Below are 13,958 nucleotides of genomic sequence, written 5' to 3'. Positions count from 1 at the left end.
TCTCTATTCACATCCCGTTTAAGCGATTATGGAAAAGTACCCGTCGATGATCGTCTGTCCATAGGCGAATGCAATGATCGTGCCCAATGCCAAAAATGGCCCAAACGGGACTGGTTGTTTTCGTTGGATAAGGTGAAGCAGCTGCAAGGTTAGACCGATGACGGTGCCCAGCAAGCAAGCGAGCAATAACGCGACGATTGTATTCGGGACTCCGAGGATAAGGCCGAATACGGCGAACAGCTTGACGTCTCCGAGACCCATTTTGCCTCCGGAGACTAGATTAACAAGCAACAGGATGCCGCCTCCGAAAATCGCCCCCAGCGCATACTGCCACAGCGGCATATCATGGTGAATGATCCTCGCCAGGACGAGCAGCGGCAGAAAAGCTAGTAAAATCTTGTTCGGAATGAGCATGTATTTCAAATCGGATACCGTAATGATGACGGCTAAACTGATGAGCAGCAACGCTGCGACTAATTCGAGGGTAAGGCCGAACCGTAGGAACATCGCGACGAATAACAAGCCGGTCAGCAGCTCGCCCAGTGGATAGACGAACGACACTTTCGCGCCGCAGTGACGGCACTTGCCCTTCGCGAGCAAATAGCTGGCGACGGGGATGAGATCACGGCTTCGCAGCCGAGTACTGCAGCTTGTACAATGCGAAGGCGGCCGGACAACCGATTGCTTCGCCGGAACGCGCAAGCCTACCACATTGTAGAACGAACCGCAGACTAGACCGAGGATGAACAGGTAGATGGCAATTCCGATTGTCATGGTTGATGGCCACTTTCGTTAGGGTTTAAGGGTTAAAGGAAAGGAACCGGAACGAGTTCCGGTTCCTAAAGGTATGACATTATTAGTCGGCTTCACCAGCGTCGATTTGCGCACGAGTTACTCGGCCGATTACGTTAGTTCTCGCATCATCGCTAGTAAACGATACATCAATAAGAACTCCATTAGCATCATAGTCTACCAATCCATTCAGAATCCGTACTTTTGTACTAGGAAGCATGATGCCGGCTTCTAGATAGTTTTGAGTGATAAGCGTCGCAAGGGTAACATCCACATTACCTAGACCTTCTGCAATGTTATAAAGACGTGCTGCCTCGTAAACTTGTCTTCCTGTAGCGACATCCGCATCTTCCTCCGTATTATTAATAATACCGAGAATCATAGGCACCGCGATAACCGCAATAATCCCCAAAATAACGATTACGGCAAGAAGCTCGATCAGCGTAAAGCCCTTCTCTTCCTTATTCATACGTTTCAATGCTTTGGCCAACATGTTCATTCCTCCTAGATGTAATTTCAAACCTAAGACATTTGCTCGTACATACTGAACATCGGCAACATGATCGAAGCGACGATAACACCTACTACACCAGCTAAAAACACAAGTAATAACGGTTCAATCAGAGACTTCAAGCGATCAACCGTGTTCTCGACATCCATCTCATAGAAGTCCGCGACCTTAGCGAGCATGAGATCAAGCGATCCCGTCTCTTCTCCTATCGCGATCATCTGCGTGACAAGCGGTGGGAACACCCACGCTTTCTTGAGCGGATCCGAGAGCGGATTGCCTTGCCTAAGAGAATCTGCCGATTGACGGATATACTTGCTGATAACTTTATTATCGACAATCTCTTCGACAATTGTTAGAGATTGAAGCATCGGAACCGCGCTCGCATAAAGCGAAGATAACGTCCGTGCCATCTGGGCGATGACGCCTTTCTGCGACAGTTTGCCGAAGATCGGAATCTTCAGCAAGAAATAATCGATCATATAGGCGCCATGCGAGGTCCGTTTGAGAATAAAGAAGCCTGCAACTAATGCAAGTAATCCGAACAGCCAAATATACCATTGTTCCGACAAACTATCGCTAAGCGCCATAACCATCTTCGTAATGGCAGGCAATTCGGCATCCATAGATTCAAACATGTCTACGAATTGCGGAACAACGGATTTCAACAGGTAGACAACGGCGGCAATAGCCAGAAAACCGACTACCATCGGATACGTCAGCGCAGACTTTATCTTCTCCCGCGTCGTATGCGCCTTCTCGAAGAATACCGCCAGCCGCTCCAACGTTCCCTCGATATCGCCGGACTCTTCGCCCGCGCGAATCATATTCGTGAACATCGAGGGGAAAATACGTTTATGCTCCGCCGCAGCCGTCGAGAACGCATTGCCTTTCAACAAACTGGAGTGAACCTCGGTCAGCGCCTTCTTCAGCGGCTTGCTCTCCGTCTGCTGCGCCAGAATGCCCGTCGCGTCGAGGATCGTGACGCCCGCTCGAATCAACGTCGCGAACTGGCGGCAATAGATAATGAAATGCTGCATTTTGACCGGATTGCCAATGTAAAGATCCATTTGCAGGATGGTGTTGCGCTCTTCCTGCAAAGACATGACGATCAGGCCGCGTTTGCGGAGCTCTTCGACGGCCGTCGCTTTATCCATCGCCGAAATTTTGCCTTTCAGCTGCCTGCCGCTTGAACTCTTCACATGGTAAGCAAACTGTGCCATCAGAACACACCCTCATTCAAGTAAGCACGCGCGGTGAGCGGATCGACCAACCCTTGCTGGAGCATTTCCTTGAGCGAGGCTTCCATCGTATGCATGCCCAAGGCACGGCTCGTCTGCATGACGCTCTTGATCTGGTGGACCTTCTCCGTACGAATCAGGTTCGCGACGGCCGGCGTGTTCACCATGATCTCCGTCGCGCATAGACGACCTTGTCCGCCCGCTCGCGGCAGCAATCGCTGCGAGATGACCGCAATGAGCACGGCTGCTAGCTGCGCGCGAACCTGCGCTTGCTGGTGGGAAGGGAACGCATCGATAATGCGGTCGATCGTCTGCGGCGCATCCGACGTGTGGAGCGTCGCGAAGACCAAGTGCCCCGTCTCGGCAGCCGTTACGGCGGCGGAGATCGTCTCAAGATCCCGCATCTCGCCGACGAGGATGACGTCCGGGTCTTGCCGGAGCGCCGCCCGCAAACCGTTGGCGAAACTCTTCGTATCGTTGCCGACTTCGCGCTGGTCCACGACGGATTGCGAATGGGTATGCAGGAACTCGATCGGGTCTTCCAGCGTCACGATATGCTTCCGCTGCGTGCGGTTAATATAATCGATCATGGCCGCCAGGGTCGACGATTTGCCGCTGCCCGTGGGGCCGGTTACCAATACAAGGCCTTGATGTTTGTTCGCCAGCGTCCCGATCGTCGAGGGCAGCCCGAGCTGATCCAAGGACGGAATTACCGTCGGAATCGTGCGGATCGCGATGCTAACCCGTCCGCGCTGCCGATAAACGTTAATCCTGTATCGGGAACAACCTTCAAGCTCATATGAAAAATCGACTTCGCCCGCCTGCGAGAAGCGCTGCTTAAGCTCATCGTTCAGCAGCGACAGCGCCATGGCGCCGGCATCATCCGATGTCACGGCTTGGTCTCCGATGCGTTGCAGCGTGCCGTGAACGCGCATGACCGGGGGCGATCCAACCGAAATATGGAGGTCGGATGCTCGGCTCTCATGCGTGCGTCTCAACAGGCTGATAATGTGTTCCAAAGCTTCCGTCACTTTATACCTCCTGCTTCGTTAATGGGATACCGTCTCCCGGAGCACTTCCTGCAGCGAGGTGATGCCTTTGACCGCTTTCTCGAGCCCATCGTCCATGAGCTGGATCAGCCCGTTGGCCGCGGCCGCGGCACGCAGATCCTCGACGGAAGTCGTCTCCAGCCCGATCAGGCGGCGAATCTCGGCATTGATCCCGAGCACCTCATGGATGGCCACGCGGCCGCGATAGCCGGTCTTGTTGCAGTTCCCGCAGCCCGCCCCTTGATACAGCTTGTCCGCATGAAGCCCATGGCTCTGCAGGAAGATCGATTCCTGCTCCGTAGGTTCATGGGCGGTTTTGCAATCGGGGCAGACTCTGCGCACAAGACGCTGTGCAACCACGCCGACTAGCGATGAAGCGATCAAGTAGGGCGCTACGCCCATATCCCGGAAACGGGTAATCGTGCTAACCGAGTCGTTCGTATGCAGCGTTGAGAGCACCAAGTGGCCGGTGAGCGAAGCTCGAATCGCGATCTCCGCGGTCTCCGAGTCCCGAATTTCGCCCACCATGACGATATTCGGATCCTGACGGAGAATGGAGCGGAGCCCCGCCGCGAACGTCAGACCGATCTGCGGATTTACGTGAACCTGGTTAATCCCTTCCAGCTGATACTCAACCGGATCTTCGACGGTAATTATATTAACGTCTTCTTTGTTCAAATGTTGAAGAGCAGAATACAAAGTTGTCGTTTTGCCGCTTCCCGTAGGTCCCGTAATCAGAATGATGCCGAACGGAACTTCGATCATTTCCCTAAACAGTTTATGGTTATATCCGCTAAACCCAAGCTGATCGATGGCCTTTACGCCGACGCTCAGATCCAGGATCCGGAGCACGATCTTCTCCCCATGAATGGTCGGCAGCGAGGATACGCGGATATCGACGGTTTTGAAATCCACCTGCATCTTGATGCGTCCATCCTGCGGCAGCCTGCGCTCGGCGATGTTTAGCTTAGCCATGATCTTCAGACGAGCGGTAATAAACCCTTGCATCTGCTTCGGAATGACGCGTTCCGTCCGCATGACGCCGTCCAGACGGTAGCGAATCGAGACGTTCGTCTCGCCCGGATCGACGTGAATGTCCGATACCTGCAGCTGGACCGCTTGCTGAATCATTTGGTTCACGAGCCGGACGACCGGCGAATCCTCGTCCGTAATCTCCGTCTCGCGGATCTCATCCGCCGTCGTGGGAAGATCCCCCATGATTTGGGTCATGGAATCCTGCAAACCATAATGGCGGGCGATTGCGCGCTGCAATTCGTCCTTGCTGGAAATCGCCGGCTCGATCCGGAATCCGGTCGACATCCGAAGTTCTTCAATAGCGAAATAATCAAGCGGGTCCGCCATCGCGACCAGCAGTTTGCCGCCTTCTTTCTGCAGCGGAATCGCCTGGTACCTTCTAGCGAGACTCTCCGGGATAATTTGCGTAATCGACGGGTCGATCTGATATTTAAATAAGCTGACATGCGGAATGCCAAGTTGAAACTCCAAGACTTCGATCAATTGCTGCTCCGTGATATAGCCTTGCGAAATGAGCAAATCGCCCAACTTCTGCTTCGTTTTCCCTTGTTCCCGCAGCGCCTGCTGAAGCTGTTCCTCCGAAATGACGCCGCTCTCGACGAGTAAATCGCCAAGACGCTTTTTCTTCACCGCGCTCACGAATTGCCCACCTTCCTTTTCTCATGATGCCTACTTAGCGACAAGATACGATCAAAAAGAACTAGGACAATAGAACTATAACAAAATGTAGCAGGAGAATGGAATCATTTGTCTTCCAAAATGATACTCCTATTCTCTTAGTCATCTAAAAATATTATAAACATATGCCGATAAATATGACAATATTCGAGTCTAACTATCTTTCTTCTATCCCAATGCCTAGCTTACGATGTATAATGGAGGTGGACAAGAAGTAGTTCTTGGGAACTGTATCAAACTGTAACATTCTATCTATTTTGGTTAGAAAACTTAAGCTTGCGAAATATTGGTGGAGGTAGAGGAGTACGATGAACATGCGCTCGAAGAAACTCATCGCAAGGCTGCTTGTCATGAGTTTAATCGTCACGCTGATCGCAATTCCGGGTCTTCGGACGAAGGAAGCTTACGCCGACAATGCCAATTACATTGTCATCAAGGCGGGTATCAACAAGAAATTCATAACAGTTGCTTCTGACGGGTCGCTCCAGGCAAATAGTACTAGCGTCGGCACTTCGGCGGAATGGTTTGAATACATTCGAAAAAACGACACCACGTTCGTGCTTCGCTCCAAGCTGAACGGCAAATACGTCGCCATCGACAAGACCACGTCTACCGGATTTCTCAAAGCAAGCGCAACCGAGATTTCGGCAGCCGAAACGTTTACCAGTGCCAGAAATTCATCGACCGGGAGCTACACGTTCAGAACTTCTGCCGGCACTAATTACATGATGGTGGAGAACGGTACGACGAACGCTCCCCTGTCCACCCGTTCCACCGCAGTCAACGCTTGGGAACAGTTCACGTATACGAATCAATTGACGCGCATTCTGGAGATTACGGAATCCGGCACCTCGGACCTGCAAACTGTCATGAGCACCGTGAACACCGTTTCCATCGATACGCTCAGCATGAAGCGGTTCGTTGCGCTAAGAGGCGAGCTGGACGGAAAATATGATGCGATCTATATCGGGAAAGGCATATACGACCCCGAGAAGGTCGGCAAATTAACGACCAGCACGGAGCGCAACAACGCCCACAATACGAAAGCGATCGAGAACGACATCACGCGGCTTAAAGCCACCGAGATCACCCAGCAGTTCATTAATAAGGGCCAGCTGGTCTTCCTCTTCAGCGACGACTCGCTGGATAGCGGCTTTAAGTATCAGCCCGAACAGGCCGACGGCCAATACGGCATTCTCAAAGACACGTTTAACAAGTACCTGACGAAGCGGCCTAGCAACGTCGTGCTGCTGAATCAGACCGGCTTGACCAACTTAGCATCTACCTGGGGAAACTACGCATCCGTTATCGAAAAGCGTCCTAGGCTGATCGTCAACAGCATGCCCGTATCCTACACCGTCGATCCGACGCATTCTTATCGCGCCGGCGATACGTTGACTTTTGATTTGGGGATCCAGAATCGCACGAACGCGATGAGGAACGTCGTCGCCAACCTCTACATGGGCTTGGATTCCGCCAAAGCGTTCAACGCCGATCAACGGGTTGCCTCTGTACCAGTTAGCGGCTCGAATGCTCAGTTGACGTACAAGCTGCCTACCGGTTATTCCGGTCTGTACTATTGGAAGCTGGAACTCGTCGACCTGTCGACGCAATTGAAAAGCTACGAGACCGGCGTCATTCAATTCAAGGATCAGCTGACGACCGTTCGAGTCCTTCAAGTCATGCACAGCTCAGGTTCGGGCAGCAGCTTGAAGCTGGATACGAACTTGAAGCAAAGCTATCTGTCCAAAGACGGTGCTTATAACATCGAGATCACCAACTCGAACTTTACCGAGTTCAACAGCACCGGCTATCAGAATTTGAACGGCAAATACGACATGTTGATCTTCGGCTTTGCCGACTCGTACAACACGAACGCAAAGATTAGCGCGGTCGCCGCGAATGCGGTCAACGCCTTCATCGCGACAGGCCAAAGCGTCATGTTCACGCACGATACCGTATTCTCGTCGGACGGCATCACGCTGAACAACTGGATCTCCTATTTCCAGACATCAACGGGACAAATCGCGCCTTGGACCAACATGGGCTTCAGCGCGCCGAAGACGTCCACGACCGTAACCAAAGTGAACGACGGCCTGCTGACGCTCTATCCGTTCGATCTGAGCAGCACCAAAGAGACGGCGTCGATCAACGTCATCAACTTGACGCATAACCAGTATTTCACGCTCGATCTGGAAGACCCGAACGTGGTGCCTTGGTATAACATCACCGGCGGCACGCGAGATGCGGATGACAGCTGGAACCACTACTACACCTATTCCAAAGGCAACGTGACCTACTCCGGTACGGGACATACGCCGACGAAATTCCCGGAATGGGAGCAGAAGCTGTTCGTCAATACGATGTACCGCGCTTTCATGGGATCTAACCATGCGCCGGTCATTACCGTGAATAACCCGACGGACTATTCGTCCGGCATCGACAACTATATTCCGGGTGATCAGAATATTTCGCTTAGCTTCGTGCCGGATGACTACGACTTCAGCGACCGCAAATTGAACGTGGACGTCAAATTCGTCGTGAACGGCGTGGAGAAAGCCGTAACGGGCTTCCCGCGAACGGATGCGCCGAGCGGTACCGCGATCATCGGTTCGTATCCGAACCCGCTGCCGAACGGCGGCGACTTCACCATTAAGATCACCGTGAAGGACCCGAAGAACGCGGTAACGACCAAAATAATCCCGGTGAAAGTGAAGAAGATAGCGTCCAACCTCACGCTGAATCGGACGATCAGCGGGTTGAACAGCAGCAACGCCATTCTCAATAACACCGCCGCGAGACTCACGTACACCATTACGCCGGAGCCGATCGCGAAGTCCGCCAACATGAATACTACGACGTCTTTCAGCATTAGCGACATTCGCTTCGCGGAAACGCTGCCGGACAACTTGAATGTCAGCGGCCTGCCGTCCACGATCCGTAAGAACGGCAACGTCATAAGCGGCAATTTATCGAACATTACGTACACCTATAATTCAACCACGGGCAAGTATGAAGCGAATCCGGTGACGTTCACGTTATCGGTGACGCCTACGAAAGTACAGACGTATTCGTTGAATAACGCGTCATTGTCGTACACGGATACAAGCGACCAGACCCGAAGCTCAAGCTTCCCGGTCATCAACTTTTCGTCCTATAAGGTGCTGGAAAGTCTGAAAATGAGCGTCAATAGCAAGGATCTGCGAGTAGGCGACACCGATAAGCTTGATCTGGTTTACAGCCCGGCAGACGAAACGTTCGTCTTCGAATGGTCGTCCAGCGACGCTAGTACCGTGAGCGTCGATTCAATCGGCAATATCACCGGTTTGAAGCCGGGGACCGCCACGATCACCGTAAGGAGCGGTACGGTGTCTGCAACGGCTACCGTTAACGTATCGCAACTAACGATCAGCGCTAGCGCAACGACGGCTAAAGTCGGCGATAGCCTCACGCTTAGTTCCGTCTTCTCCAAGCTTCCTTCGGAAACCGGCGCGCCAACCGATGTGAGCTGGACCGTGAACGTGAACAATAGCAAGGCGACGATTACCAACATCAACGGCTACCAATCCGCGAAGTTCAATGCCCTTCAAGCGATGGAGACGCCGGTCACCGTGACGTTGGCATTCACGACGAGAGACAGCCAAGGCAACCCGATCAAGTCCTATAGCGCAACGACTACGATTACGATTACGGATCCGCCGCTCAGTATTAGTCTGCCTTCTCAGATTTATCTCGGCGATAAAGTGCCGATGAAAATTCTGGGTCTCCCGCTCACAAGCGGGCTTCTGAATGGCACATTGATCAACACGGTGTGGAATGTAACGCCTGCGGCAATAGCCGCGCCTAACAAGGGGCAAACGTCGAGCAGCGATTCCAACGTGCCGGAGAACAGCTTCAAAGCTCTTGCCATCGGCAAAGCAACCGCATCCGCGTCGGTATCCTTGTTGGGGGCAACGCTTCCTGTAACCGGCAAAGAAGTTACAATTCTGGACCGTCAGCCTTCGATTCTGACCGACACCCTGATCGCGAAAGGACAAGTCCAGGATCTGAATATCGGCTGGACGGGCAAACCGCCTTCCTTCTCCGACTTGCCGATCTGGTCGATTACATCCGGAACGGGCAAAGCGTTCATCGACTCGGACAACGGCCAATTAACGGGCAGCGAAGCCGGAACCATTACCTTGAACCTGTCAGTTCCAACGGACGCCGGATTCTCGCTGCCAGCGCCTAGCAAGACGATTACTATCGTAGACCTGGGCATACTGGAAAGCGTGAAGCTCGACAAAGGAACGTCGTTCCTCCTGTCCCAGCCTAGCTCGCTTACGATTCTGCCGGGCAACTTAAGAACCGATATTCTAAGCCAGCTGACTTGGAAAAGCTCCGACCCTACCAAGGTTTCGGTCAATCCGACAACCGGCTTGATCCTCGGCAAAGCATCGACGAATGCCGGAGAGACCGTCACGGTTACCGCCACGTTCCAACCGCTCAATATCGTGCTGAGCGTGAAAGTCACCGTCCGCGTCAATACGGACAAATATTAAGAACACACAAATAAGCCTCCTTCACCGTCATGGTGAGGAGGCTTATTTGTATGGCAACGTCCGCTTTTATGATCTAGGCTGCAGCTTCTTCTGCCCTAATTCAACGCGAATCTTGCTCACGCGCGGCAGCGAATTCAGCTGTCCTTCGAACACGCTCTTATCGTAATCGATGACGAACCGCGCATCCGTCTCATTCGCCTGGGCTTGATCGGTAAACGTCAGTTGGGCCGCATTGTCCGTCTTGGTCGTATTGCCGAGCGCGGCGTTGATCGTGAGATCGCCCTTGGAGAAGAAACCGCCTCGAATCCAGAACAACGAACCTACGCCGTACAAATTCGCCTCTTTATCGGTATAGAAGAACGCCTCCAGCGCGCTGCTGCTCGCACCGCCGCCTTGGGCATCATACCCTTTGTTACCGTTGCTGTCCGTCAAATTCTGAAAAGAGTCGACACGGTAAATGTCTATAGGACCGTTCGCGATCATTACAAGCTTCTGCATCTTGTTATTGACCTCGAGGCCGTGAATTTCCGCATCGACGATTTGGTTCGGATCGGAAGTCGTGCCGCCTAGCGAAATAAGCGTGGAGTCCATTTGAATCTTGCCGTTCATGACGACGCGTCCGGTGACGAGCAGGTTACCACGGATTTGCAGCGGCGTGTTCTCCGGATTCTGAATCGTCAAGTCCCCGTCAATAATGAGCCAATTGCTCTCCGTCTTGTTGTTATCCGTGAAGTAGATGCCCTTCAGCTCATCTCCAATCAGCAGGTTACCGCTGAATATCGCCGAGGACGTCAGGCTCGTCAGCTTGTCTGACAGTTCCTGGACCGCTTGATCATAGGCCTCGTCCTCTTCGCCGGCAGCCGCTGAACGGACCGGCATGCTGAATTTATGTTTCTCGTCGTAGAAATTTTTAAGCATGTCGATCAGACTTGAGGCACGATTCTTCTCGGTGAACCCCCCATTAATGTAAGCATTCCATAATGTGTCCCGGTTAATCATCGACGAAACCGTCATATGCGCTTTATCCACGAACGTCTCCGGAATATTGATCGAGATAAATTTGCTCGTGTCCGTAAACCGAATGCTGTCTCGCAGTTTCGTTAATTGCTGTGAAGGCAACGTCTCCGATGCATAGAGGGACGTATAATTCCCGTTCACCATGGTAGAATACTGGACATTATTGCTGGATTGCACCTTCACTTTGCCCGACTCGTCGTCGTTCTCCGCCACGGGATCTACGTACAAGAACTGCGACTGCTCTGATAGCTCGTTATTGTTCAGGAAGTATTTGGCATGATTGAGTACCTTGAAGTCTTTGCCCGCATATAGATTTCCTTTGAAATACGGGGCGCCGTTAATGATCACATTGCCCTCGGAACCAGCCGCATAGTTCAAGAAGTCCGGGAGCGTATTCAAGTTCACGTCTTGGATCAAATCTCGCTGCACGTTATTGACCTCCGCCGTGGCGGTAATGCGAATCGTATTGAGTGTTTTATTGAGTGTTTCATCTTGCTGTCCGCCCGTGCTGCAATAAGCAGCGGCTTTGTTAGTATTTGTCGGACCGAGAATGCATATGTTACTGACTAAATACTGCGGATTTTTGTTGTCCTTCAACTCGGACTGCGTGGATGCTTCGGCCGCTGTCCGCCGCTCTTCCAACGAATTGTTATAATCCGTGACGAACTTCTCCAGATTAGCCGTCAGTTCAGCCGGTTTGATCGATTGATTATCGAATCTCGCCATCACGTACGCGACGGCTTCGCTCAACGCTTTATCCGCCAAATGCAGCGTCTGGACGTTGTCCTCGGCCTTCTGAGACCGTGCAGCTCCGCCGATGGTCGCGCTTAGAATGGCCATGCCAAGAATGGTAAAGAGGAGCAGCATAAACACGACCAACAGAAAGGCCGAGCCCTTCTCCTCACGCAACAGAAAACGTTTCACTTCGCCTGCTCCCCTCCCTTAGAAGCCGAATTTACTTTCCAGATCCAAATGATACGACCGATCTCCATACGTTTGCTCCAGTCTCAATTGAATCTCGATCAGCCCGCTGCTGCACATGTTCTGATTCTCGCGGCATACCAACCGAATCGAAGATTGATCCGCCATGATATCCGACACCGTGGATATATCGACGCCGGCAATATATAGGACCGATTGCGGTTGGCCCTCTTCGCGCGGGCGTATCTCGATCGTCTCGACGCCCTGATCGCCGCTGCCCGTAATAGGCGGTTCCAGCGTAATTCGCCTTCTGTTCGTGTCACTCGCATCCTGCGTAATTTCATCCGGTCCATACGTGTACAGCTTTGTAATAATCGACGACATGATCAGATCGCCTTCATCGCGAAGCGAGTTCTCGATCCGGACTTTGTTATACGTGCTCATACCAAAGGTGATTGATGAATAAACGACGCCCAGCACGACCGAGACCAACGACAGCGACGCGATCAGCTCGATCAACGTGACGCCTTGTTCGTCCCCGGCACGGCGTCTAAGCCAAGTTTTAACGGATTGTTTCATTCGTGATGTAACCCTCCACTTCGGTCCACTCCCGGCTGTTCAAGTCCTCGCCGTCCTCCGCGATTTCCGAGACGACGACTTTGATCGGAAGCAGATACCCTTTGATCGAATCCGCGCCGTTCAACGTCGCGGATTCGGTTCCGATTCGCCCGTACAGGTCCGCTTGATACGAAATATCGACCCGATAAGCGACGTCATTGATGACCGGATTCAGTACGGTCTTGAGCGTTGTCGGATCGCTCACAAGGCCCTGATAGTCTGCGCACGTCGCGCTCGTGGCCGGGCAACCGTCCGAATCGATCGTCTCCCGCTCGACCCCTTCCGGCAACGATCCCTGATTGGCTTTGAAGTATGACTGAATAGCGCCGAAATTCGATTCCTTCTGCATATAAAAGAGCGTATTGCGCGCCAGATTCACCATGACCGTCTTGTTTTGGTTCCCCTTCGCGTAAGACATGGCGTTCATAAAATATGCCGTCATCGCAAGCCCGGCAATGGACAAGACAACCAAGCTGGCTAGTATCTCGACTAATGTAAAACCATCCTCGCCGCGGGCGTCTACCGTCCGTTTCCGCAGCAGCTGCAGCAGTTTCATCATGAACCACCTTTCCAACTCGAACAACACCGTTGCCGTTAAGGCAATCTAAATAAATTCGACAAATACGGTCAAAAAACCTCTTAGTTCTAAAGTCCCGCGATAAGGTAATATCCACCGTATAAGATAGAGAATAGCAACATAAACTTCAGGCATACTTGCAATCGCGATCAGAGAAAAGGAAGATCTTCATGCGCCTATTCAACCTACTCGCCAAACCATCCCGCCTCGGCCCAGTTCATTCCTTCTCTATTTATTACGGTATTTCGACACCCGAAATGAAGAGGATGCTGGCCCAGACGGACCTTGCGGTTATCGAACCGAGGCAGTGGCAAGCCGAGGATATAAAGGCGCTCCGCGAAGCGGGAACGGCCGTGTACGGCTACTTGTCGGTGATGGAGACGCCGAAGTGGAACGAGACGCGGTGGGCGGCGGTAAACGACGACATGCGACTGCTCGTGCGCGGGCAACCCGTACGCTTCGAGCAGTGGGACGCAGAGCTGATGGACCTGCGGTCAGCCGCCTATCGCGAGCTGCTGCTGGCGGAGATCGGCGAATTGGCGGCACGCGTGCCGCTGGACGGGATTATGCTGGATACGGTCGGGGACATCGAGGAATACGTACCGGAGGCGCAGCGGCCGGCGATGGGCGAGGCGTATAAGACGTGGCTGGAGGAGGCGGCGCGCCGCAATCCGAAGCTGCGCTGGCTACAGAATCGCGGTTTCGCCCAGCTGGAGGCTTGCGCGCCGCTGCTGAGCGGCATGCTGTGGGAGGGATGGAACGGCCATGAGGCCGGCGGCGAATGGGTTCGCCAGCGCACGGAGCTGCTTCGCCGGCTGCGTAAAGGCGGGCTCGGCCTGCTGGCGTCCTCGACCGACCCGTCGCCGATCCACGGAGAGACGGCGCGCGCGCATGGATTCGTGCACTGGGTAAGCATGTCTGACATGTACGGCGTATAGGGCGCCGCCTGAAGCGCGTCCGGTGCCGCGGATGCGTCCGCAC

The 13,958-nt window shown here is 53.1% G+C and carries 10 protein-coding genes; 2 read left to right on the top strand and 8 right to left on the bottom strand.

Annotated elements, in window-relative coordinates; all coding sequences use genetic code 11:
* Positions 1–18 precede the first annotated feature (18 nt).
* From BCM02_RS28160 to BCM02_RS28140, 5 genes are all read right to left on the bottom strand, one after another.
* The gene (locus tag BCM02_RS28160) at positions 19–774 is read right to left on the bottom strand and encodes a prepilin peptidase (RefSeq protein WP_148932472.1); all 756 of its coding nucleotides are present in this window, start codon (positions 772–774) and stop codon (positions 19–21) included.
* 82 nt (positions 775–856) lie between these two features.
* Positions 857–1,285, bottom strand: coding sequence for a type II secretion system protein (locus BCM02_RS36405; protein ID WP_148932471.1), 429 nt, complete (start codon positions 1,283–1,285; stop codon positions 857–859).
* A gap of 29 nt (positions 1,286–1,314) precedes the next feature.
* The gene (locus BCM02_RS28150) at positions 1,315–2,523 is read right to left on the bottom strand and encodes a type II secretion system F family protein (RefSeq protein ID WP_148932470.1); all 1,209 of its coding nucleotides are present in this window, start codon (positions 2,521–2,523) and stop codon (positions 1,315–1,317) included.
* Positions 2,523–3,572 (bottom strand): type IV pilus twitching motility protein PilT, encoded by a 1,050-nt coding sequence (locus BCM02_RS28145; protein WP_148932469.1) that lies wholly within the window; start codon positions 3,570–3,572, stop codon positions 2,523–2,525. The genes BCM02_RS28150 and BCM02_RS28145 overlap by 1 nt, the downstream gene beginning before the upstream one ends.
* An 18-nt stretch (positions 3,573–3,590) precedes the next feature.
* The gene (locus BCM02_RS28140) at positions 3,591–5,264 is read right to left on the bottom strand and encodes a GspE/PulE family protein (protein WP_148932468.1); all 1,674 of its coding nucleotides are present in this window, start codon (positions 5,262–5,264) and stop codon (positions 3,591–3,593) included.
* 353 nt (positions 5,265–5,617) lie between these two features.
* On the opposite strand from BCM02_RS28140, the gene BCM02_RS28135 reads away from it, so the two are divergent.
* Positions 5,618–9,844 (top strand): DUF5057 domain-containing protein, encoded by a 4,227-nt coding sequence (locus tag BCM02_RS28135; protein WP_187434450.1) that lies wholly within the window; start codon positions 5,618–5,620, stop codon positions 9,842–9,844.
* Between the two features lie 66 nt (positions 9,845–9,910).
* Here the strand turns inward: BCM02_RS28135 and BCM02_RS28130 are convergent, their stop codons facing one another.
* Genes BCM02_RS28130 through BCM02_RS28120 form a run of 3 tightly spaced genes read right to left on the bottom strand, consistent with a single transcriptional unit; the run spans position 9,911 to position 12,959 of the window.
* Positions 9,911–11,785 (bottom strand): hypothetical protein, encoded by a 1,875-nt coding sequence (locus tag BCM02_RS28130; RefSeq protein WP_148932466.1) that lies wholly within the window; start codon positions 11,783–11,785, stop codon positions 9,911–9,913.
* 18 nt (positions 11,786–11,803) lie between these two features.
* Positions 11,804–12,361, bottom strand: a complete 558-nt coding sequence (locus BCM02_RS28125) for a prepilin-type N-terminal cleavage/methylation domain-containing protein (RefSeq protein WP_148932465.1) — start codon at positions 12,359–12,361, stop codon at positions 11,804–11,806.
* Positions 12,345–12,959 carry a prepilin-type N-terminal cleavage/methylation domain-containing protein gene (locus BCM02_RS28120; protein ID WP_148932464.1) on the bottom strand — a complete coding sequence of 205 codons (615 nt, stop codon included), beginning with the start codon at positions 12,957–12,959 and terminating at the stop codon, positions 12,345–12,347. Before BCM02_RS28120 ends, BCM02_RS28125 begins: the two co-directional genes overlap by 17 nt.
* A 284-nt stretch (positions 12,960–13,243) precedes the next feature.
* Between BCM02_RS28120 and BCM02_RS28115 the strand changes: the two genes are divergently transcribed.
* A complete protein-coding gene (locus BCM02_RS28115) occupies positions 13,244–13,915 on the top strand; it encodes an endo alpha-1,4 polygalactosaminidase (protein ID WP_187434449.1) in 672 nt (223 codons plus the stop codon).
* Positions 13,916–13,958 lie beyond the last annotated feature (43 nt).

The sequence above is a fragment of the Paenibacillus methanolicus genome, from assembly GCF_008124765.1.
GTDB classification, from domain to species: Bacteria; Bacillota; Bacilli; order Paenibacillales; family Paenibacillaceae; genus Paenibacillus_Z; species Paenibacillus_Z methanolicus.
The sequence above is the reverse complement of the archived record's forward strand: the minus strand, read 5'-3'. Positions and strand labels throughout refer to the sequence as shown.

Coding starts and splice junctions, on each gene's coding strand:
- BCM02_RS28160 (WP_148932472.1), bottom strand. CDS start 774: ATGACAATCGGAATTGCCATCTACCTGTTCATCCTCGGTCTAGTCTGC.
- BCM02_RS36405 (WP_148932471.1), bottom strand. CDS start 1,285: ATGTTGGCCAAAGCATTGAAACGTATGAATAAGGAAGAGAAGGGCTTT.
- BCM02_RS28150 (WP_148932470.1), bottom strand. CDS start 2,523: ATGGCACAGTTTGCTTACCATGTGAAGAGTTCAAGCGGCAGGCAGCTG.
- BCM02_RS28135 (WP_187434450.1), top strand. CDS start 5,618: ATGCGCTCGAAGAAACTCATCGCAAGGCTGCTTGTCATGAGTTTAATC.
- BCM02_RS28125 (WP_148932465.1), bottom strand. CDS start 12,361: ATGAAACAATCCGTTAAAACTTGGCTTAGACGCCGTGCCGGGGACGAA.
- BCM02_RS28120 (WP_148932464.1), bottom strand. CDS start 12,959: ATGATGAAACTGCTGCAGCTGCTGCGGAAACGGACGGTAGACGCCCGC.
- BCM02_RS28115 (WP_187434449.1), top strand. CDS start 13,244: ATGCTGGCCCAGACGGACCTTGCGGTTATCGAACCGAGGCAGTGGCAA.